Here is a 21668-nt window from a genome sequence, read left to right on the forward strand (position 1 = left end):
CCTTCCAAAGTATTGCTTTGGAAACTCGGTGAGGTGTAGCTCGGGTCTTTTATGTTTTCTCAGGACTTTCCGCACACACCAATCCAGAAGGAGTACCAGTGAACAACTCCGAGATGGGTGCCAAAATCCTCGAAGGTCTTGGCGGCCCAGAAAATATCTCGCACTTCACTCACTGTGCAACCCGTCTGCGCGTTACCCCTAAGTCACGTGCAGCAATCAACACCGAAATGATTGAAAAAATCCCCGGTGTTCTTTCCATCATCGAACAGTCCGGACAGACCCAAGTTGTTCTTGGCGACAAGGTTGAAGCTGTTTACAACGACATGCTCAAACTCCCCGGCATGAACACTGTTGGGGAAAGCTCCGGCAATTCTTCCGCTGAAGGCGAGAAGAACGCTAGCGTCCTCACCCGCGTATTCGACGTTCTATCTGACTCATTCCGCCCAGTTCTTTGGGCACTGCTTGGTACCTCGATGATTCTAACCCTCATCGTATTCATGCAGCAGATTGGCTACTTCGGTCAGTACGTTGACCTCACCGGCGAAACCGTAAACATCGACATCGTTAACGGCCCTCGTCTCTCTGATCCAGAAGTTGCAGCAGCCATGCTCGATGAGTGGCGTCGTGCTTATCCTTTCTGGTTCCTCATGCTTGCAGCATCACTTTCTGTTTTGCAGTTCATGCCTATCATGATTGGTGCTACCGCTGCTAAGCGTCTTGGCGCAAACATGTGGGTTGGTGCAGCTATCCCTGCAGCATTGATGACCGGCGTTTTCCAGGGCTTCAACAACATCGCAGTTGATGGCGTTGTCAACGTTCCTTTCCTCGGTCTAGATCTTCCTTTGTACGTCATGAACTACACCGGACAGATCTTCCCGCCGTTGTTCGCAGCTGCTTTGCTTGCTCCACTTGAGCGATTCCTCAAGCGCGTTATTCCTACCATGCTTCACATGGTATTTGTACCAATGATTTCGGTCATGATTCTTGTTCCCGTTACCGCATTCCTCGTTGGTCCTTTCGGTATCAAGTTCGCATTGGCTATCTCTGACGTCATCGGTGGCGTTAACGAAGTTGCTCCTTGGCTTGTTGGCGGTCTCATCGCAGGTCTCTACCTCTTTATGGTTCCTCTTGGCCTACACTGGCCTTTGAACGCGGTCATGATCAACAACCTTCAGACCATCGGTACCGACTTCATCCAGTCCCCTATGGGTGCGTACAACTTCGCAGTATTCGGTCTCGTAACCGGTGTTGCTATCCGTGCTAAGCAAAACAAAGAACTCCGCCAGACCGCTGTTGGTGCAGCTGCTTCCGGTTTGCTCGGCGGTATCTCTGAGCCTTCACTCTACGGTGTTGTACTTCGCTACAAGCGCGTTATTCCTCTCATCTTGGTACCTGCTGTTATCGGTGGTGCTACCATCTCCGCATTGGGTGTTAAGTCCTACGCATTCGCATTCACCTCCTTGCTCTCTATCCCTGCGATGCAGCCTGCTGGCTACTACGTCATCGGTCTTTCCATTGCGTTCTTCGGTGCGATGGCTGGTGTTCTCGCATTCGGCTACGAGTCCAAGACTCCTGCTGCCGGCAAAGTAGCTGAGAAAGTAGCTGCTACCGCTGGTGCTGCTGCAGGCGCTGCCGGTGCCGCTGCTGGTGCTGTTGCAGATAAGGCTCAGGCTGCTACTTCCGCTGTTCAGGAAAACCTTCCTTGGGCATCCGGTGAAGCAGTAGAGATTTCTTCCCCTCTTGAAGGCGAAGCTATCGCGTTGTCTGAGGTTCCAGACCCCATCTTCGCAGCTGGTCAGCTCGGTAAGGGTGCAGCAGTTGTTCCTAGCGGAAACTCTGTTGTTGCTCCTGCTGCAGGCAAAGTTGCCGCAATCCCCGCTTCTCGCCACGCTATCGGCCTCAAACTCGATAACGGTGTAGAACTTCTCATTCACGTCGGTATCGACACCGTCAACCTCAACGGCGAAGGCTTCAATGTTCTCGTTGCTAAGGGCGACCGCGTCGAAGCTGGTCAAGAACTTCTTACCTTTGACCGCTCCGTCATTGAAAAAGCTGGCTACTCCCTCGTCACCCCCGTTCTTGTCACTAACACCGTCAAGTACGAAGACGTTGCAGGCGTAACTGGCGACGTAAACACCTCAAGCAAGTTGCTCTCTATCACCGCTAAATAAGGGATTCTTCCTTTTCTCAAAGTGCTGATATAAAAGGCTGGGTGTCTTACCAAAGATTTTTGGTAAGACACCCAGCCTTTATTGATGAGGGGAACATATTTTTATGGGTGCAGAGGTAAAACTTTATGCACGTGTGGAATACCAGCTTCCATAAATTCTTCACCGTATTCTTCGAACTCTCGATATAACGTATCTTTCAGATAAGACTGTGCTGTTAGCTCAATACGATCAGCTGATGTATTTTCTTTAATCCAACGAATACCGGTTTCAAGGATGGTGCGTCCAAGTCCCATTCCTCGAGCTTTCTCGTGCACTGCGACTCTTCCGATTGTCCAAGCCCCAGGCATTAGTTCATGTGATTCGTCGACGTATTTGCCACAATCGAACATGCGGATATATGCCAAGATTGTTCCGTCAGCGTCCTGATGGAACATGTGTATACAGTTAGTATCTGTTTCGTCTGGGTCTGGTTCAGTAATTTTTTGCCCGCGGGTAAAAACTTCTGCTCTGGTGCAATAGATTCCGTGAAGTTCGCGAAGGGTTAGTTCGTCGAAAGATTTAACCGTAAAATCTGGTTGTTTTTGTTGTTCGATCATCGTAACCACCTTAGGCTCTATCATTGTGAACATTGCGTGAACATAAACGAAAACCCCGCTCTGGAATATATACCAGAACGGGGTTTTTGCGGTGCGCCCTGTGGGGCTCGAACCCACGACCCACGGATTAAAAGTCCGATGCTCTACCAACTGAGCTAAAGGCGCTCCACCAAGCTCAAACGAACTCAGCAGGTACTACTATACAGCAATTATCGAAAAAGTAAAAACTCCACAGAGAATATTTTTAACGCGATAAGGAGCACATTTAAACCCTCTCACCCTCAACACTAAAAAACCTAGAATATCCCTATGCCCCAAAACCCTCGACCCAGCAGAACACACCACCGCCCCGTCACATTCTCCACTGAGGTCTTCGACCGTTACCCTGGTGGTTCAGACCCTCAAACAACCGCACAGGCAGCACACTTCTCAGCGCATGCACTATTACAACAAGGAAGAAAAAATACCGACCCAAACATTACCCAAAAACTTGTCCACTTCACCGACACCTTCGGCTTAGAAACACTCGCCGAAATGTGGTCACAAGCGCCTGCTCTCTCTTTACCTGGCGCACTCTGGAGAATCTACCTCATTAGAGACACCGTCCACACATATACAACACAAATCGCGCACTACTATGCTCGCGGAATGGAACAAAATTGGCGTTCCTCCCTCATCGCAGGTGTAGCGGACCCACCCACCGAACAAGAAGTCGCAGAAACCACCAACACCATTCTCACAGGAGCCTACACCGGAGATTTCGACATAGCCTTAGAACGTTTCGCCGCATTCTGCGCTGTTATCGCAACAGGACAACGAGCTACCGCGCACACCATCGTCTCGGGAAAGAACTCACCGACTCCCCCACATCAGACAACACTGCAATATCAGCTACGCCCCAGCGCAGAAGTACAGACAGAAGCACGCAGAAGAGCAGAACAACTACACGCCAAAACTCAACAACTCCTCACAATCTCCCAAGAACTCGAACAAGCAGCACGTTTATGGCGTGCAGGAACACTCGAATAAACACTTCGAACAGCTGTCTTCACATACGGCACCATGAGTAACCGACCGTTTGACATCCTCATGAAAAGAGAAGAAACTAGATATAGATGTCAGGCTGCTAATAGGTAGCCCCGGGCTCCAAAAATATAGCCGCTACGAGCGGCCTTCCGCCGAGAGGCGCTCCCAGCCTGACATCGCCTAAAACACTTCCCCAGAACGGCTCATCTGCCTGCATCACCACTACACACATCATAAGTTTGCGGGGAACCACCCGAAGGAAAGCCGTGTTTGACTACTTATTCCTCTCTGAAAACTCTTCTCTAAAATCTCTGGCAGAACTCTCACGAAAAGTCATCAACTCAGCAGATATGCTCTCAGAGCTCGTGGGCTCTATAGAACAAGCTGACACCTCTAATATCCTCGATGAGATGTTCACACAAGAAGCACAAGCACAAGACCTATTCTTTACCACTATGACACTCGTACGCAGCTCTTTCGCTGCTCCCCTACCTCGAGAAGACCTCTACACGCTAGCAAACCACCTGATGACAGCGGTAGAACGCCTCACCAGTGCCGCACATGTACTTTCACTACACCGTATTGAAAGATTCCCCTCACATCTGACCACGATGCTCGACCTCATCCAACGAGAAGCCGTCCTAACAACAGCTGTTATCCCAAAACTCGAAGACCTCAAAGGACTCGACGAATACTGGATTGACATGCTACGCATCTCACGCCAAGCAACACGCACAGCAGAAATCTACAGTGCCGAACTTGTCGACCAAAATAACAGCCAACATTATATGAAGCACTTCCAATTCATTACAGAACTCAAAGCTGTATCTGATTCCATGAGAGCAGTCTCCGCACAAATTGGTCGCATCGTGGTACAGGAATCATAAATAGTGAGCATCATCCTGTTTATCCTCGCATTTTTAGGACTCACCGGCTATCTTTTCGTCACGGGATTCCATGATGCACCCAACGCCGCCGCCGTCCCCGTACGAACCCGCGCACTCACACCAAGAATAGCGTTACTTGTCGGCGCCTGCCTTAACTTCTTAGGAGTCCTCGCTGGTACAGCCATCCTCACAAACCATCACTCACAATGGGTGAAGGTACCGCTTAACAATGTAGGTTTAGCCATCCTCCTCACAGCTTTCTTCGCTCAAATAGTATGGGGCCTCATCACCTTTTGGCTTAGGATGCCCTCCTCATCCACCCACGCTCTTTTTGGCGGACTCATTGGCGCAGTCTGGGCGGCGAATGAATCAAATATTGCGACCGTTAACCCGCTCACAGAGTCTTTTAAAAGCTTCATTCTTGTTCCGTTTCTGGTGCTCCCCGCCTTAGTATTTTTCCTCTCGTGGGCAACAGTTTTCCCTCTATCGCGTCTGACGTCTAAGGCATATCCGCGCGCAGTCCATAAGGTCTCACGCCACGCAATGTCCATGTCAAACTCAGCTATTTCTCTCATACACGGGATTCAAGTAGGACAACGAGCATTATTGTTCTTCTTATTAATGTGTCTATGCGCAGATATATCGCTCACCCCGTTATGGGTTATCGTGGCCATTCTCTTCTTCGCGCTAACCCTCGCAGCAGGAACCCTCGTGGGCGGATGGCGTATCGGGCACACCTTTGCACATAAAATGGTTCAAATCGACCCATTCCGTGGTGCAGTTGCACAGGGAACAACAGCAATAGCTCTCTTCTTATCTCAAGCTTTTCTGCACACACCCGTATCTTCATCTCATTTTGCCTCCGCCTCCGTGCTCGGCGCAGGCATCAATCAAAGGTTCTCTTCTGTACGTCTTCCTATCGCGCTCAAGGTTATTTTGACGTGGGTGGCAACAGTACCAGCGGCGTTCTGTATCGCCTCATTATTCTTTCTGCTACTCTCCCCAGCTCTCAAATAGCCTCAGAATCTTTTCATGAATTATTCATGCACACTCGTACTGCATCACATATACGATGAGGGGTGTAACGCATACACGCGTTACACCCCTCATCTTCTACCCGCAGAACTTCGGTCTTATCCGAAACGGCCAAGAATATAATCTTCCGTTGCCTGCTCTTTCGGTCGGCTAAAGATCTCTCGAGTATCACCGTACTCAATCAGTTTTCCAGGCTTACCAGTGCCAGCAATATTGAAGAATGCGGTCTTATCTGAAATACGTGAGGCTTGGTGCATATTGTGGGTCACAATCACCACGGTATAGTCTTCTTTCAGTTCATTAATCAAATCTTCTACCGCCAAAGTAGAGATAGGGTCTAACGCAGAACAAGGTTCGTCCATCAAAATAACTTCAGGTTTGACGGCGATAGAACGAGCAATGCATAAACGTTGCTGCTGGCCGCCAGAAAGATCACCGCCTGGCTTATCAAGACGATCTTTGACTTCATTCCACAAGTTTGCACCTTTCAAAGAAGTCTCTACTAGCTCATCCGCATCACTCTTAGAAATCTTACGATTATTGAGCTTCACCCCAGCAAGAACGTTCTCGCGGATAGACATCGTCGGGAACGGATTAGGACGCTGGAAAACCATACCAATCTTCGCACGAACTGCTACAGGATCAACTCCCTTACCATACAGATCATGCCCATCAAGGCGAATACTTCCGGTAACGCGAGCGCCGGCAATAACTTCGTGCATACGGTTCAACGTACGTAAGAACGTTGACTTACCGCAACCAGAAGGCCCAATAAAAGCAGTGACCGAACGCGGTTCAATCGTCATATTGACATCTTCTACAGCAAGAAAATCACCGTAGTATACGTTGAGGTTTTCAACATCGATTCGCTGAGACAAAAGAGTTTCCTTAACTATTGCGAGTGGGAGAGAAAAAGTATTATGAGCGGCTTGTCTTCGGGGCAAAAACCTTTGCCACCAGTCGAGCAGCTAGGTTCAACACCATGACAATGACGATAAGTACAAGAGCAGCTGACCACGCTCGACCTTCAGAAACGGCAGCAGCGGTTGGGCTAGTTGGTGTCATCAACTGGTAGTAGATGTATGTTGGCAATGTTGCCATCCACCCACCAAAAGCATTCCAGTTGATGGAGGTGACAAACCCTGCAGTTACAAGAATCGGGGCAGTCTCACCAATGACGCGCGCAATTGCAAGAGTCACACCAGAGGCGATACCAGAAATGGCAGTGGGAATAACAACTTTCATAATGGTGCGCCATTTACGAACGCCTAGCGCATATGCAGCTTCACGTAATTCGTTAGGAACAATACGGAGCATCTCTTCTGCGTTACGGACCACGGTAGGAACCATCAGAACTGATAAGGCTACAGCCGCAACAAAACCTGTTCTTTCAGAGGGGTTAGCTGTTGCGAAGGCGAAGAATGATGCCGCAAAAAGACCAGCCACAATTGATGGGATACCAGTCATCACATCGACGAAGAAAGTAATTGCTTTCGCAAGGACACCACCTTTGGCGTATTCCACAAGATAGATGGCAGTGAGCAGACCGACAGGAACCGACATCACTGTTGCAAGGAGAGTAATCTCTAATGTTCCTACTACCGCATGGTAGATACCGCCGAGGACGGCGCCTTCACCGCTTAATGCAGCGTTATCGTGAACACCTGTTACGCCCTTCATCGAGGTGCTCAACAAATCAACCGATAAGTGAGGCAGACCTTTAGAAAGAACAACCCAAATCACCGAGGTCAGTGGGATAAGAGCACCGATAAAAGCTCCAAGAACTAGGAACCGTGCTAAAGAATCCACTCCACGGCGTCGCCCTTCAACCATTCCCGTCACTATCGGAGCAGCAATGATGAAAGTTACTGCGGAAAAGAGACCCCAGCTAACCCACGAAAACCCAACAACCGAAGCGAGCGCCGCTCCGAAGGTTACCGCTAGGGCAGCTACTGCGAGAGGCATCCAACGTGGTGCTCGTCGAACTCCAAAATAGTCAGATGATGATAATGCGATACTCATGAGTTATGCCTTCTTGCGGTAGCGGCTGACGATAAGTCGTGCTGCGATATTGACGATGAGGGTGATGACGAAGAGCACCAAACCGGCAGCAATGAGTTCTGACATGCGTAAGCCATAAGCTTCAGGGAAGTTCAACGCAATTTCTGAGGCGAAGGTTTGGTTTCCGGAGGAGATAATGGAGGCGGTGAGTGGCCCTCCAGAGAGTACGAGGGTGACGGCCATGGTTTCGCCGAGTGCGCGTCCTAGTGCCAGCATGACGGAGGAGATAATTCCGGTTCGTGCAAAGGGAAGGACCGTCATACGAATCATTTCCCAGCGTGTTGCGCCTAACCCTAGCGCTGCTTCTTGTTGCAGTTTGGGGGTTTGGATGAAAAGTTCACGGCACATGGAGGTGATGATGGGCAGAATCATGATACCGAGGACGACTCCTGCGGTGAGGATGGTTTTACCTGTTTGTGAGGTGTTCCCTGCGAAGATGGGTAACCATCCCATGTGTGTTCCGAGCCAGTCGTAGATGGGTACGACTTGTGGTGCGAGCACCATAGCTCCCCATGCACCAAAGATGACGGAGGGGATTGCGGTGAGCAGGTCGATAAGGTAGCTGACCGGTTTCGCAATTTTCTTTGGTGCGTAGTGGGAGATGTAGAGGGCGATACCGATTCCCATGGGTGTTGCCAGAAGTAGCGCTATGGCGGAGGCAATAAGCGTTCCAACTGCTAGCGGGTAGATATAAGACCAGAAGCTGCCTTCGGTGAGTTCTGCTGCTGGGGCAGAGAAAACTGGGGCTGCTTGGATGATGAGGAATATAGCAACGGACGCAAGAACAGCGAGAATGAGGATTCCTGCACCGAGTGAAATTCCGGAGAAAATCTTGTCGGTGGCTGGGCTACCTGCATGTGTTGCCTGTGAGAACGGGTTGAGTGTTGCGCCGTTGGTGGGGCGTGAACCTTGAGGACGGTTTGTCTCGTTGTCTGGCTTTTCAGAATAGTGTGATTCTGTTGGCCCTGGAAGTGTGGACCGTATTTGGGTAGTCATGAATGCGCTCTATCTCGGTTCTGCGTTCGTTGCTGATATTTATTTCGCGACGGTGATGGAATCGACTGCTTTTTGTGCTTCTTCGCGTAGTACTGGTGTGAGCGGCGCTGAAGATGCGGCGTTAGCAGCGTCTTGCTGTCCTTTTTCAGATACGACGTAGCTTTCGTATGCTTTGACGAGGTCTACGGTGTTCTGGTCTTTATAGGTGGAGCAGACAATGTGGTATGAGACGAGCACGATGGGGTATGCGCCGCTTTCGTTGGGTGTACGGTTGATGTCGATGGACATGTCGTGTTCGTTCATGGAGCCAACTCGTTCAGAGATTTCTACCGTTTTAGCGGCAGATTCTGGGGAGAGTTTGACGTAATCTTCACCGGTTTTGACGGATACTGTTCCGAGGCTTCCGATGGCTGATGCGTCGGCGTAGGTGATGGCGCCTTCTGTTGCTACGGTGGTGGAGACGACACCGGAGGTGCCTTTATTTGCTTCACCGGCATATTCGGAAGGCCAGTTACCGTCAGCTTCTTTGCCCCATGCACCGTTTGAGGCAGCTTCGAGGTATTCGGTGAAGTTTTTGGTGGTGCCTGAGTCGTCAGAGCGGTGGACGACGGTGATGGTGGTGTCAGGAAGTTCGACACCGTTATTTTGGGAAGCGATGGCAGTATCGTTCCATTTGGTGATGTCGCCTTTGAAGATTTTTGCGATGGTTTCGCCGTCGAGTTTGAGTTCTTTGACGCCGGGTACGTTGAAGGCGATAGCGATAGGTGAGATGTATACGGGGATGTCGATGCCGCCGTCTGCACCGCAGACAGCTTTGGATGCTTCGTATTCTTCTTTGGACAGATGGGCGTCAGAGCCGGCGAAGTTTGCTGCTCCTGCAAGGAATGCTTTGCGTCCTGCACCGGAGCCGTCAGGAGAGTATTGTACGTTTGCGCCGCTGTGTTCTGTTGCGAAGCCACTTTCCCATGCGGTAATTGCTGCCTGCTGTGAGGATGCGCCGATACCGGTGAGGGTTCCACTGATGTTGCTTTGGGTATCGGAGGATGAGTCGTTGGTGGTTGTTTTGACTGCATTATCAGATCCGCAAGCAGAAAGAGCGAATAGTCCGATAAGGGCTAGGGAGCCTGCGCTTGCAAGAGCTTTTGCTTTCACGAATTGTCCTTTTCCGTATGTGAAGAAAATCTGAGATATTCTCTATCTCAGGTGTATGGGTAGACCGTTGAATGGGGTGTCGGTAGTTGTCCCATACAGGTGCAACTCTAGGAGTGGAAAGTTGCTCATAATAAACGCTTACGTGAACGGTTCCTTAACTCTGTGCTATTTTCTTGTTCTTTGTGTTGAGCGCCTACACTAGAGAGCATGGAAGTTTCACACGCGTGGTCGCGTCTTGTACAGAGTTTTTGTGACTGGTTTATGACTGGCATGAGAAGGGTTCGTGAGGGCTTTTTTCAGTCTCTTCAGATTGTTGCTTCTGGTATCGGTGCATATATTTTTGCTCAGCATGTTCTTGGGCATAGTGAACCAATTTTTGCTGCTACGGCGGCTATTGTTTCGTTGGGGTATGTGCGTGGTGCTACTCATGCGCGGAGGATGTTAGAAGTAACTATTGGTGTGACGTTGGGTGTCATTATTGGTGATGCGTTGATGTTGCTTCTGGGTCGTGGCATTTGGCAGGCTGCAGTAATTCTTCTGATTTCTATTTTGGTGGCACGTTTTCTTGACGATGGCATTATTTTTACGATTCAGATGGGTTTGCAGTCCTGTCTGGTAGTTTTGATGACGCCCACGGTTGAGGGTCCTTTTTTGAGGAGTCTTGACGCTATCGTGGGTGGTGCTTTTGCGTTTTTGATGATGTTCCTTTTCCCGAAGGATCCTCGGGTGTCTCCTCGTTGGAATTCTCAGAAGTTATTGGCAGCTTATAGTGATGTGCTCAAGGAATCTGCTGCTGCGATGGAGGCCTATGATTCTAAGGCTGCGTGGATGGCGTTGGCCAGTGCCCGTAATTTACAGCCGCTGTATGCGACAGCAGATGGCGAGGTGGTAACGGCTAAGGGTATGGCTCAGTTATCGTGGTTGGGCCGTAGCCATCGAAGTGAGTTGTTGGAGTTAGCTTCTACGTTGAATGCTGTTGATTTGGCGATTCGTAATACTCGTGTGTTGAACCGGCGTATGGCTTCTACGTTGGCTCATGTGCAGCTCTCTGAAAGTGCCATTATTTCTTTGACGACGGTGCTTTCTAAGTTGAGTGTTGCGGTGACCTTGTTAGGTGAGGCGGTTTCTCATCGTGAGGACCATATTCGTTCGGATCTTAAAGCTCAGACGGAACGTCATTTAGTGCGTATTGCTCAGCAGCTTGACCCTGTGCTGATGGGTGTTCGTACGTTGGAGGCGGAGTCTTTGGTGTTGATGGTTCGCCCTCTTGTGGTTGATTTGTTGGAGGCTACGGGGAAGTCTCATGATGAGGCGGTTCAGTGTTTGGTGCCGTTGACAGTTTCGATGACGGAGCATGCGCCACGTACTCAGCAGATTCCGGCAATTCCTCAAGATCCGCAAAAGCAGCGTGAACTTTTAGATCAGGCTCTTGAGCAGTCTGAGGATTCTTCTACTGGTGGTCGTGGTTTGTGCCCTGATGATACTCGTACGTTGAATATTGTGTTGCGTTCTCAGCTCAGAGGGGATCAGTAGTGCCATGTTGGTAGGCTGTATCTTGAGTTTTAGTGTGGAGGGTCGTTAATGAGTGCTCGTAAGTCTTCTCGTTCTGCGAATACGTATCGTTGTGCTGAGTGTGGTTGGACGACCGCTAAGTGGGTGGGGCGTTGTGGTCAGTGTCAGCTATGGGGAACGGTAGAAGAAATTCATGGTGCTGCTGTTGCTAAGACTGCTCCTGCTTCTGCGGTAGCTCAGCCGGCTCGTCCTATTGGGTCGGTTGATTCTACGGTTGCTCAGTATATGCCGACGAGTAATCCTGAGTTTGATCGGGTGCTTGGTGGTGGTCTTGTCCCGGGCGCGGTCATTTTGATGGCTGGTGAGCCAGGTGTCGGTAAGTCCACGTTGTTACTTGATATTGCGGCTCGTTTTGCTCGTGGTACAGGTGCTGATGCGTCGCATCGGGTGTTGTATATTACCGGTGAGGAGTCAGCGGCTCAGGTGAAATTGCGTGCTGATCGTATTGGTGCGGTGGCAGATACGCTGTTTTTGACCGCTGAGACGGATTTGAGTGTAGCTTTGGCTCATGTTGAGCAGGTGAATCCGGCGCTCTTGATTGTTGATTCGGTGCAGACTCTTGCTTCTACTCAAGTAGAGGGAAGTGCCGGTGGTGTGACTCAGGTGCGTGAGGTTGCTGCTTCGTTGATTGCTGCAGCAAAGTCTCGAAATATGTGCACTCTTCTTGTGGGTCATGTGACGAAAGAGGGCACGATAGCTGGCCCACGTCTTTTAGAGCATTTAGTTGATGTCGTGTGCCAGTGTGAAGGTGATAAACATTCGCAGATTCGTCTTTTGCGTGCTGTTAAAAATCGTTTTGGCCCAACCGATGAGGTGGGTTGTTTTGATATGCATGAGGACGGGATTGCGCCTGTAACTGATCCGTCGGGGCTTTTTGTGTCGAGGACAGCGCACCCTGTATCTGGTACGTGCGTTACGGTAACGATGGAGGGGCGTCGCCCCTTGTTAGCGGAAATTCAGGCGCTATTAGATCAGTCTTCTACTGCCCAGCCAAGACGGACAACTTCTGGTCTTGATCATTCTCGTATTGCCATGCTTTTGGCTGTGCTTCAGAAGCGTGCAGGGTTTCATGTGGGTTCTTTAGATTGTTATATTTCGACCGTTGGTGGCGCAAAAATTGCTGAGCCAGCATCTGATTTAGCGGCGGTGATGGCGTTAGCATCGGCTGCGCAAGATCAGCCTCTGCCGCGTAAGCTTGCTGTTTTTGGGGAGGTCGGGCTTGCTGGTGAGGTTCGCCCTGTTCCTGGTATTCGTCAGCGTATTGCTGAAGTTGCGCGCCTAGGTTTTACTCATGTTATTGTGCCGGCTTCTCCTGCGGGTGTGGGTGAGGTTCCTGCTGGTGTGAGCGTTCGTGAGGTTATTTCTTTGAATGAGGCTTTAACGTTGTTGTTCCCTGCTGAGAAGTCCTCTAAAACCTCCTAATTTAAGGTTTATGTTGTTACTGGCATAAGATGGTTTTGTGCAGTCTGTCTACAGTGAACGTCTTCTTAAAACTATTGCTCGTATTGCTCCTGGCACCGAGTTGCGTGAAGGGTTAGAGAGAATCCTTCGTGGTCGAACCGGCGCTCTCATTGTGCTCGGCAATGATAAGACGGTATCTCAAATATCTTCTGGTGGTTTTGCGATTCATACAGAGTTCTCTGCAACTCGGATTCGAGAGCTTGCAAAGATGGACGGCGCCATTATTTGTGACCGTGAGGCGACGCAGCTCATTCATGCTGGTGTTCAACTTTTACCTGACCCTAGTATTCCGACGCAGGAGTCTGGTACGCGTCATCGTACTGCTGAGCGTGTTGCGGTGCAGACGGGTTTTCCAGTGATTTCGGTGAGCGCGTCCATGTCTCTTATTTCGGTATATGTGGATGGTATCCGTTATACGGTGGAAGATTCTCAGGTGTTAATGAGCCGAGCTAATCAAGCGATTCAGACGTTGGAGTCTTATACGAAGCGTTTAGAGCAAGTTCTTCAGTCGTTGTCTTCTTTTGAGATTGAGTCGAGTGTTACGGTTCGTGATGTTGCGGCTACTTTGCAACGGATGGAGATGGTTCGTCGTATTTGCACTGAAGTAGGGTTTTATGTGTTGGAGCTTGGGGTTAGTGGTCGTCTCATTGCGTTGCAATTAGAGGAGTTGACCCGTCCAGATACTCCCGATGCTCGAGTGATTCTTCGTGATTATTTGCCGGCAGAAGGCACCCCTCATAGTGAACAGGTCGATGTGGCTCTTAGCGGTTTATATTCTCTTGATGATAGAGAACTTGTTGATTTTTCGATGATTGCAGACGCTATCGGTTTAGATGGACAGAATTTAGATGTGCCGTTGTATCCGCGTGGGTATCGTCTGTTATCGGGTATTAAGTCTATGCCAGGGGCAGTTGCGTCTCGTATTGTTGAACAATTTGATGGTTTGCAGGGGTTGATGTCTGCTAGTCTCGATGATTTGCGTGCTGTTGATGGTATCGGTGAGCAGCGTGCTCGTGTGATTCGTGAGTCTCTTTCACGGATGGCAGAGGCATCTTTGCTTGAACAGTTCAGATAAAAATACGGCGTATTATTTTTCAGCGTTAAAGGTTGAGCGCCGACAGTGTAGAAAACACTGTCGGCGCTCAACGTTAAGTTTATGGTACTAGCCGGTGACGATGATACGAACAGGCTTGGAATGTACGCCGTTTACGCTTGCAGTAGCCCAGTAGTGTCCAGGCTGAATGGTGCGTTTAGTGCCACAACCGAGGACGTTTAGGGAACGGTCCCAAGTAATCACCTTAGTATCGGTTGCACCAGCAGCGATTTCTGCTGGGTCAGCTGCAGCAGCGTTGCACTGTGCGTAGTTGTATACCTGAGCTGGACCAGAGATGATGTTGACATCGACGGTTCCGGCATTACCTCCAACAGCACAAGGAGTTCCGGCTGTGTTGGTGTAAGTAACTGCCATAGCAGGGAACTGACCGGCACCGTAAGAATTCTTATCAACGGTTAAGGAAACAGCCATGTCTGCTGCGGAGCAAGCTGATACTACGGCAGGGCTTTGCTCTTCGGTAGGTTCAGCATTAGCAGTCTCGGATGCAGTTGCATCTTCAGTGCGCTGTTCCTGAGTTGGTTCAGCTGCAGCAGTCTCTGCGGCTTCTGCAGATACGCTAGCTTGTGCATCGTCTTCTTTTTTCTGCTCTTGAGCATTATCTGAAGCCTGCGCAGAAGCAGAATTATCTGCTTCGTCTTTATCTTTATTATCTTTGTCGCCGTCTTTATTGTCGGCGTGGGCAGACGCTGAAGCTCGGTCTGTAAAATCGCTAAAAGGAGCAGCTGAAGAGCTGGACGCTGTTGCTTGTGAAGCAGAAGCGTCTGTGTTCTTAGATGAGCCGCTGAGCGCTCTCACAATAGACACAAAACCCCAGATAAGAAGGATCAGCACGAGAAGAAGTGCTAAGAGTGCAAAAATACGACGTCGGATGTACACCTGCTGTGTAGGCTCGTCGCCGTGTGGATCTTCGAAACCATTTTGAGACATATATCTAGAATAGCGTGTATTGTGCTAGTTTTCTGCCCCTATTGGCTATGGATATGTTAAATCCTTTATGGTGTTCTTGTGGCTTCTGAGCATTTTCATTCATCACCATCGGCACAAGAACTCGCCGTCATCCACCAAAACGTTATTTCGTGGTTTGAGAAGAACCAAAGAGACCTTCCGTGGCGTGCCCCTACACGCACGGGGTGGGAGGTGATGGTCAGTGAGTTCATGCTCCAACAAACCCCCGTCAAACGTGTGTTACCGGTCTGGGAATATTGGCTTGAACGGTGGAGTACGCCGGCTTCTCTTGCAGCAGAAGATTCTGCAACTATTCTTAGGGCATGGGGACGACTTGGGTATCCTCGGCGTGCTCTTCGTCTTCATGAGGCAGCAAAGACGATTGTTGAAAAACATTCTGGTATCGTCCCTCAAAGTTATGAGGAGTTAGTGGCGCTACCCGGTGTTGGCTCATATACAGCTGCTGCTATTAGTGTTTTTGCCTTTGGTGGCAGAGCAACAGTTATCGACACTAATATTCGACGAGTTCATAGCAGACTTATTTTGGCGAAAGCCTTACCGGGTAAATCTCTTACAGCAGCACAAACTCGATTAGCGCAGTCACTCATGCCAGAGTCTTTAGAAGATTCTGTCCAATGGAATGCGGCAACAATGGAGCTTGGTGCTCTTATCTGCACTGCACGTACCCCACAATGTCAGGCATGTCCGGTACAGGAGCATTGTGCGTGGGTTCGTGAAGGAAAACCTCCAGCAGATTACACCCCTAAAGGGCAGTCTTGGCACGGCACAGACCGTCAGCTTCGAGGTGCTATTATGGCGGTTTTGCGTCAGGCTCTCACACCTGTGCCACCAGAAATGTTTTTCGACGCTCATACGGTAAATCATCGCCCAGATATTTCTGAGGAGCTAACGCATTTACATCAGCTCAATAGTCCTTTTGAGCAGAAAGAGCGGTGTTTATCTACGCTAGTTCATGACGGGTTAGCTCAAAGAACTTCATCGGGTTTGAGCCTTTAAAGAGTGAGGTGTTTTCTCTACTGGAATGTTCAGGGGACGGGAACTAAACCGATGCGAGTCGTTGCGTGAGCGCATAGCCGAAAATAGATGCAAGGGCGGGAACTAAAAACCTCCCTCCCCCACACGGGGGGGGGGAGGGAGGTTTACTAGTCATTGACGACCTCTATAAGTTTCTTGAGAGTTGAGGTGCTCCCAAGAATGCCTTTACTCTTCTGTTTCGGAGCTTTGAGCGTGCTCAACGATTTCTTCAGCTTCTTCTTCTGCCTCGTGGGCGGAGAAGTCTACTGAGTCCTCAGATAATTCGCTCATCGTGACGGAAGAGAACACAAATTTTGCGAGGTCTCCTTCGCCCACCGTATCGACCGTGATTTTTTCTCCCGGTTTGATCTCTCCAAAAAGAATCTTTTCGGATAGAACATCTTCAATGTTTCGTTGCATTTCACGGCGGAGTGGGCGTGCACCCATCGCAGGATCATATCCCTTTGTTGCCATCAGAATCTTGGCAGAGTTTGTGAGTTCAATGCTCATATCCTGCTCCGCAAGACGCTGAGCTAAACGACCAGTGAACAGGTCCACAATCTGCAAGATTTCAGTCTCAGAAAGCTGCGGGAAGACGACGATATCATCAACACGGTTCAAGAATTCTGGACGGAAATGCTCTTTGAGGCTTTCCATCACGCGTGCTTGCATCCGCTCGTAGTCACCTTCAACGTCTCCAACGCTTTGGAAACCGACAGGTACTTTACGTGCCATATCACGAGAACCAAGGTTAGTGGTCATGATGATGACGGTGTTTTTGAAGTCGACGACACGTCCTTGAGAGTCGGTGAGACGTCCATCTTCAAGGATTTGTAGAAGTGAGTTGAAGAGGTCGGCGTGAGCTTTTTCTACCTCGTCAAAGAGTACGACGGAGAAGGGTTTGCGTCGTACTTTCTCGGTGAGCTGTCCGCCTTCTTCAAAGCCCACATATCCGGGAGGTGCGCCGAAGAGACGAGAAACGGTGTGCTTCTCTTGGTACTCTGACATGTCCAAGGTAATGAGGGCAGATTCATCACCAAAGAGGAACTCAGCAAGCGCTTTAGCAAGCTCGGTTTTACCAACGCCGGTAGGTCCAGCAAAAATGAAAGAGCCACCAGGACGGTTGGGGTCTTTGAGTCCAGCACGAGTTCGACGAATAGAACGAGAAAGAGCTTTAATAGCGTTCTTTTGTCCGACAACTCGTTTGTGGAGTTCATCTTCCATGGTGAGTAGACGGCTGGTCTCTTCTTCGGTGATTTTGTAGACCGGAACACCCGTTGCGTAGGCAAGAACTTCAGAAATCACGTCAGGAGTGACTTCACCGAATTCGTCTCCGCCTTCGCGCCACTTCTTCTCTGCCTCATCTTTTTTCTCGATGAGTTGTTGTTCGCGGTCGCGAATTTCTGCTGCCTCTTCAAATTCAGAAGCAGCAATAGCAGCTTCTTTTTCTGTTTTAAGCTGGGCGATACGTTCTTCGAGATCTTTGATTTCAGGTGGTGCTGTCATGCGTTTGATACGTAGACGTGCGCCCGCTTCGTCGATGAGGTCTACTGCCTTATCGGGGAGGAAACGGTCAGAGATGTACCGTGCAGACAGATTTACCGCTGATTCGATGGCTTCATCTGAGATGGTCACGCGGTGGTACGCTTCATACTTGTCGCGCACACCTTTGAGAATTTCAATAGCCAGAGCTTGTGAAGGTTCATCGACCTGAATAGGTTGGAAGCGACGTTCTAAGGCCGCATCTTTTTCGATGTGTTTACGGTACTCATCCAAGGTGGTTGCGCCGATAGTTTGCAGTTCGCCGCGAGCAAGCATGGGCTTAAGGATTGAGGCTGCGTCGATGGCGCCTTCTGCTGCACCAGCACCAACGAGGGTGTGGATTTCGTCGATGAAGAGGATGATGTCGCCACGGGTGCGAATTTCTTTGAGAACTTTTTTAAGCCGTTCTTCGAAGTCTCCGCGATAGCGTGAGCCAGCGACGAGTGAGCCGAGGTCGAGTGAGTAGAGGTGCTTATCTTTGAGTGTTTCGGGAACGTCTCCGTGCACAATTGCTTGAGCGAGCCCTTCGACGACGGCAGTTTTACCAACGCCTGGTTCACCGATGAGCACGGGGTTGTTCTTGGTGCGGCGCGAGAGAATCTGCATGACGCGTTCCATCTCGCGGTGTCTGCCGATGACCGGATCCATTTTGCCTTCGCGGGCTGCGGCAGTGAGATTGCGTCCGAATTGGTCGAGGATGGCAGAACCAGCAGGCGCGCCTTCTTTGGAGTTTCCAGCACCAACACCGGCAGTTTCTTTGCCTTCGTTGTTTCCGGAGTATCCTGCGATCAAGTCGGTGACGGTTTGACGAACTTTAGCACCGTCTACACCGAGCTTGGTGAGAACCTGATTTGCAACACCCTCATCGGCGCGTACGAGCCCTAAGAGAATATGTTCGGTGCCGATATAGCCGTGGTTGAGTTGGATAGCTTCACGCATCGAAAGTTCTAGAACTTTCTTTGCCCGCGGGGTAAAAGGAATATGGCCTGATGGTGCTTGAGCACCGGGGCCGATGATGTCTTGAACTTGCTCTCGAACACTCGAGAGGTTTACTCCTAAGGATTCTAGTGCACGAGCGGCGATACCTTCACCCTCGTGGATGAGACCCAATAGGATGTGTTCGGTGCCGATATAGTTGTGGTTTAGCATGCGCGCTTCTTCTTGCGCTAGAACCACTACGCGCCGAGCACGGTCGGTAAATCGTTCAAACATTGAACACTCCTCACAAAATCTTACGTTATGCAAAACATTACGCGTATTTTTGTTCTTTCTGGGGGCTGTTCGCATGCGGTGAAAAGATAAGTAGTTAAACGCCCCCTCTTAGGAGTCTTTAGACCCTGTTTGAGGTGTTCACTTACCACGTTCGGTGTTGGTAAGTTATTTATGGGCAGACTTACTATTTTTGTTAAAAAAGAAAATGAATGGCGTTGACAACATTCAGAAGAATTTAGTTTCTTTAAAAACTATTAAGATAAGAAAGCTTATAAAATACAGCACTGGGAAATATGCTGATATATCAATAGATACATATCCCCTAAAGTGTGGACTAAGAATATAGTAAAGAAGAACTTTATACATTTCTCAAGAAATATATAAACGCCTTAAAGAGTTTGGGGCTTTCCACACGGAAAGCCCCAAACTCTTTAAAATCAGATAAAAGATAGCAGGTTCTTAGAAATCACCCTTAGTCTTCTGCTGGGCATAATATTTATCCTGAATATCCTGATGGATACGACCACGGTCAGAAACCTCATAACCGTTATCTTTAGCCCATTGACGGATAGCAGCAGTTTCAGGATTACGCTTGGGCGCAGAAACAGAACGTGAACCCGCAGGACGACCAGGAGTGCGCGAACCTTGCACACGACGCGCCTTTGCAGCAAAAGGACGCACAGCATCACGCAAACGAGCAGCATTTGCGCTAGACAAGTCAATTTCGTACTGGCCACCATCAAGACCAAAACGCACAGTCTCTTCTGCGGGACCGCCGTCGAGGTCATCTTCAAGAATAATCTTTACCTTTTGAGCCATTACGTTTCTCCTGAGTTATCTAAACCGTAGCAAAGGACACCACTTAGAACAAAGAAAGAATTATTCTTCTCATTCTAAGAAACAGAATCCATATATATTTATATACTATATATCCCTTAGAAGAATAGCAATAAATACGAATAAGGTAAAAATAAATAGTGAAAAAACACTATTTTTATTTAACCTCAGTATCTTTTGACTGCTCTGAACCAAAAGGATCACGAGTACCCTTTGAACTCTTCACATTCTCATACCACTGCTTTGCGTCTTCTTCAATCCCACGTGCAGTAGCTCGCTCCGTCCTATCAGCACGAGTAATCCAACGCAAAATAAAAAAGAGAACAATACCCGCCCCTAAAGAAGGCATAATCGCAATAAGATAATCCATCACCGAACTCATTTCCTCATGAAAACTTTTCTCTAGAATAACGTGCTTATACAAAAACGTTGCCCACAGGAACTCCTGCAGGCAACGCTTTCACACAAATTTAATCAGCTTCTGGCTTCATCAACGGGAACAAAATAGTGTCTCGAATACCAACATTCGTAAAGAGCATGATCAGACGATCCACACCAAGACCAATACCGCCCATTGGAGGAGCACCATACTCAAGAGCACGCAAGAAATCTTCATCTAACTGCATCGCTTCATCATCTCCACCAGCAGCAAGAAGAGATTGCTCCGTCAAACGCTCACGCTGAATCACCGGATCAATAAGCTCCGAGAAAGCAGTGCCACGTTCCATGCCACCAATAATCAAGTCCCAAGCCTCAATCAGACCCGGCTTATCACGGTGAGGACGAGCCAAGGGCTGAGCCGACGGCGGATAATCATACACAAAAGTAGGATTGAGCAACGTCGGTTCAACAATTTCACCAAAGAGCTCCACCACAAGTTTTTCAGCATCCCACTGAGGGTCTACGGAGATATCGTGCTTCTGAGCAATATCGCGAAGTACCTGAGCGGGAGTCTCCGGAGTAACCTCTACCCCAACAGCCTCAGACAGACCAGGATAGACTGCAACCCACTTCCATTCACCGCTTAAGTCAATAGTGCCTTTATCAGTTTCAATCTGGTAAATGCCTACAGCCTCAGCACAAGCCAAAATAATCTCACGCATACGCTCAGCCATCACAAACTGATCAGCATACGCTTCGTAGCATTCTAACGTTGTGAACTCTGGGCTGTGAGTAGAATCGACACCCTCATTACGGAAAACGCGCCCGATCTCATATACGCGCTCAATACCGCCAACCTGCGCACGTTTTAAGAAAAGCTCGGTAGCGATACGCAACGTCATATCTTGGTCAAACGCGTTCAGGTGTGTACCAAACGGACGCGCCGCAGCACCACCATGAATCAGCTGCAAGATAGGAGTCTCAACCTCAATATAGCCGTGCCCGTTTAGAACATCACGAATAGTTTGAGTAATTTTTGCACGCTTAATCACAAGCTCACGAGCCTCATCACGAACCATCAAATCGAGGTAACGCTGACGGACACGAGTCTCATCATTCAGTTCCTTATGCAACGTGGGCATAGGGCGTAACGCCTTAGAAGCCATCTGCCAAGAATCAGCCATCACAGAAAGTTCACCGCGACGAGAAGAAATCACTTCACCATGAACAAAAACATGATCGCCAAGATCAACTAAAGCCTTCCAATCAGCAAGGGCTTCTTCGCCTACACCGGCAAGAGAAATCATCGCTTGAATACGAGTACCGTTACCCTGCTGTAAACTTGCAAAGCACAGCTTACCGGTATTACGCACAAACACGACACGCCCAGCAATACCCACAATATCGCCGGTAGTATCCTCAGCGTTAAGCACACCGTCGTATTTTTCGCGGATAGCCTCAATAGTGGTCGTTACAGGCACACCCACGGGGTATGCTTCACGTCCTGAAGCAAGGATATCTGCACGTTTGCCCAAACGAATCTGCATCTGTTCAGACATATCTGCAATAACTGGCATTTCTGAAGAAACGCCCTTCTGATGATTAGTCACGTAAAAAACCTAACGTCTTTGAATATATAGCGGAA

18 protein-coding genes and 1 tRNA gene are annotated in these 21668 nt (G+C 49.2%); 8 read left to right on the forward strand and 11 right to left on the reverse strand.

Annotation, left to right across the window (positions count from 1 at the left end):
* Positions 1–98 precede the first annotated feature (98 nt).
* The gene (locus ACN081_RS00885) at positions 99–2171 is read left to right on the forward strand and encodes a glucose PTS transporter subunit IIA (protein WP_419106656.1); all 2073 of its coding nucleotides are present in this window, start codon (positions 99–101) and stop codon (positions 2169–2171) included.
* Between the two features lie 101 nt (positions 2172–2272).
* Here ACN081_RS00885 and ACN081_RS00890 read toward each other — a convergent pair whose 3' ends face one another.
* Positions 2273–2767: a GNAT family N-acetyltransferase gene (locus tag ACN081_RS00890; protein WP_419106657.1), complete on the reverse strand. Its 495-nt coding sequence runs from the start codon at positions 2765–2767 to the stop codon at positions 2273–2275.
* A 92-nt stretch (positions 2768–2859) separates the two neighbouring features.
* A tRNA-Lys gene (locus ACN081_RS00895) sits at positions 2860–2932 on the reverse strand.
* A 144-nt stretch (positions 2933–3076) separates the two neighbouring features.
* Here ACN081_RS00895 and ACN081_RS00900 point away from each other — a divergent pair.
* The 3 genes from ACN081_RS00900 (at position 3077) to ACN081_RS00910 (ending at position 5697) form a co-directional block, all read left to right on the forward strand.
* Positions 3077–3796 carry a histone acetyltransferase gene (locus ACN081_RS00900; RefSeq protein ID WP_419106658.1) on the forward strand — a complete coding sequence of 240 codons (720 nt, stop codon included), beginning with the start codon at positions 3077–3079 and terminating at the stop codon, positions 3794–3796.
* Positions 3797–4059: 263 nt separating this feature from the next.
* Positions 4060–4680: a DUF47 family protein gene (locus ACN081_RS00905; RefSeq protein WP_419103130.1), complete on the forward strand. Its 621-nt coding sequence runs from the start codon at positions 4060–4062 to the stop codon at positions 4678–4680.
* Positions 4681–4683: 3 nt separating this feature from the next.
* Positions 4684–5697 (forward strand): inorganic phosphate transporter, encoded by a 1014-nt coding sequence (locus ACN081_RS00910; RefSeq protein ID WP_419103131.1) that lies wholly within the window; start codon positions 4684–4686, stop codon positions 5695–5697.
* Between the two features lie 116 nt (positions 5698–5813).
* Here the strand turns inward: ACN081_RS00910 and pstB are convergent, their stop codons facing one another.
* Genes pstB through pstS form a run of 4 tightly spaced genes read right to left on the reverse strand, consistent with a single transcriptional unit; the run spans position 5814 to position 9924 of the window.
* Positions 5814–6593: a phosphate ABC transporter ATP-binding protein PstB gene (gene pstB / locus ACN081_RS00915; protein ID WP_419103132.1), complete on the reverse strand. Its 780-nt coding sequence runs from the start codon at positions 6591–6593 to the stop codon at positions 5814–5816.
* A 40-nt stretch (positions 6594–6633) separates the two neighbouring features.
* Positions 6634–7737 (reverse strand): phosphate ABC transporter permease PstA, encoded by a 1104-nt coding sequence (pstA, locus tag ACN081_RS00920; RefSeq protein ID WP_419106659.1) that lies wholly within the window; start codon positions 7735–7737, stop codon positions 6634–6636.
* A 3-nt stretch (positions 7738–7740) separates the two neighbouring features.
* Positions 7741–8772 carry a phosphate ABC transporter permease subunit PstC gene (gene pstC, locus ACN081_RS00925; protein ID WP_419103134.1) on the reverse strand — a complete coding sequence of 344 codons (1032 nt, stop codon included), beginning with the start codon at positions 8770–8772 and terminating at the stop codon, positions 7741–7743.
* A 39-nt stretch (positions 8773–8811) separates the two neighbouring features.
* Positions 8812–9924: a phosphate ABC transporter substrate-binding protein PstS gene (gene pstS / locus ACN081_RS00930; protein WP_419106660.1), complete on the reverse strand. Its 1113-nt coding sequence runs from the start codon at positions 9922–9924 to the stop codon at positions 8812–8814.
* Between the two features lie 207 nt (positions 9925–10131).
* Here pstS and ACN081_RS00935 point away from each other — a divergent pair, with 207 nt between their 5' ends.
* Genes ACN081_RS00935 through disA form a run of 3 tightly spaced genes read left to right on the forward strand, consistent with a single transcriptional unit; the run spans position 10132 to position 14032 of the window.
* The gene (locus ACN081_RS00935; protein WP_419106661.1) at positions 10132–11457 is read left to right on the forward strand and encodes an FUSC family protein; all 1326 of its coding nucleotides are present in this window, start codon (positions 10132–10134) and stop codon (positions 11455–11457) included.
* Positions 11458–11505: 48 nt separating this feature from the next.
* Positions 11506–12918 carry a DNA repair protein RadA gene (gene radA / locus ACN081_RS00940; RefSeq protein WP_419106662.1) on the forward strand — a complete coding sequence of 471 codons (1413 nt, stop codon included), beginning with the start codon at positions 11506–11508 and terminating at the stop codon, positions 12916–12918.
* Positions 12919–12955: 37 nt separating this feature from the next.
* Positions 12956–14032 carry a DNA integrity scanning diadenylate cyclase DisA gene (gene disA, locus ACN081_RS00945; protein ID WP_419103138.1) on the forward strand — a complete coding sequence of 359 codons (1077 nt, stop codon included), beginning with the start codon at positions 12956–12958 and terminating at the stop codon, positions 14030–14032.
* Between the two features lie 87 nt (positions 14033–14119).
* Here disA and ACN081_RS00950 read toward each other — a convergent pair whose 3' ends face one another.
* Complete coding sequence (locus tag ACN081_RS00950; RefSeq protein WP_419106663.1) at positions 14120–14998, reverse strand: hypothetical protein; 879 nt, start codon at positions 14996–14998, stop codon at positions 14120–14122.
* A 78-nt stretch (positions 14999–15076) separates the two neighbouring features.
* Between ACN081_RS00950 and ACN081_RS00955 the strand changes: the two genes are divergently transcribed.
* Positions 15077–16033 (forward strand): A/G-specific adenine glycosylase, encoded by a 957-nt coding sequence (locus ACN081_RS00955; protein WP_419106664.1) that lies wholly within the window; start codon positions 15077–15079, stop codon positions 16031–16033.
* A gap of 204 nt (positions 16034–16237) precedes the next feature.
* Here the strand turns inward: ACN081_RS00955 and ACN081_RS00960 are convergent, their stop codons facing one another.
* The 4 genes from ACN081_RS00960 to lysS form a co-directional block, all read right to left on the reverse strand.
* Positions 16238–18805, reverse strand: a complete 2568-nt coding sequence (locus ACN081_RS00960) for an ATP-dependent Clp protease ATP-binding subunit (RefSeq protein WP_419103141.1) — start codon at positions 18803–18805, stop codon at positions 16238–16240.
* 459 nt (positions 18806–19264) lie between these two features.
* Complete coding sequence (locus ACN081_RS00965) at positions 19265–19624, reverse strand: histone-like nucleoid-structuring protein Lsr2 (RefSeq protein WP_419103142.1); 360 nt, start codon at positions 19622–19624, stop codon at positions 19265–19267.
* A gap of 175 nt (positions 19625–19799) precedes the next feature.
* A complete protein-coding gene (locus ACN081_RS00970) occupies positions 19800–20012 on the reverse strand; it encodes a hypothetical protein (RefSeq protein WP_419103219.1) in 213 nt (70 codons plus the stop codon).
* Between the two features lie 100 nt (positions 20013–20112).
* The gene (gene lysS / locus ACN081_RS00975) at positions 20113–21600 is read right to left on the reverse strand and encodes a lysine--tRNA ligase (RefSeq protein ID WP_419106779.1); all 1488 of its coding nucleotides are present in this window, start codon (positions 21598–21600) and stop codon (positions 20113–20115) included.
* Between the last annotated feature and the right edge of the window lie 68 nt (positions 21601–21668).

Origin of the sequence: Rothia sp. P13129, from assembly GCF_048512865.1 — a bacterium.
Lineage (GTDB): Bacteria > Actinomycetota > Actinomycetes > Actinomycetales > Micrococcaceae > Rothia.

Coding starts and splice junctions, on each gene's coding strand:
- ACN081_RS00890 (WP_419106657.1), bottom strand. CDS start 2,767: ATGATCGAACAACAAAAACAACCAGATTTTACGGTTAAATCTTTCGAC.
- ACN081_RS00900 (WP_419106658.1), top strand. CDS start 3,077: ATGCCCCAAAACCCTCGACCCAGCAGAACACACCACCGCCCCGTCACA.
- pstA (WP_419106659.1), bottom strand. CDS start 7,737: ATGAGTATCGCATTATCATCATCTGACTATTTTGGAGTTCGACGAGCA.
- pstC (WP_419103134.1), bottom strand. CDS start 8,772: ATGACTACCCAAATACGGTCCACACTTCCAGGGCCAACAGAATCACAC.
- ACN081_RS00935 (WP_419106661.1), top strand. CDS start 10,132: ATGGAAGTTTCACACGCGTGGTCGCGTCTTGTACAGAGTTTTTGTGAC.
- radA (WP_419106662.1), top strand. CDS start 11,506: ATGAGTGCTCGTAAGTCTTCTCGTTCTGCGAATACGTATCGTTGTGCT.
- ACN081_RS00950 (WP_419106663.1), bottom strand. CDS start 14,998: ATGTCTCAAAATGGTTTCGAAGATCCACACGGCGACGAGCCTACACAG.
- ACN081_RS00960 (WP_419103141.1), bottom strand. CDS start 18,805: ATGTTTGAACGATTTACCGACCGTGCTCGGCGCGTAGTGGTTCTAGCG.
- ACN081_RS00965 (WP_419103142.1), bottom strand. CDS start 19,624: ATGGCTCAAAAGGTAAAGATTATTCTTGAAGATGACCTCGACGGCGGT.
- ACN081_RS00970 (WP_419103219.1), bottom strand. CDS start 20,012: ATGGATTATCTTATTGCGATTATGCCTTCTTTAGGGGCGGGTATTGTT.
- lysS (WP_419106779.1), bottom strand. CDS start 21,600: ATGCCAGTTATTGCAGATATGTCTGAACAGATGCAGATTCGTTTGGGC.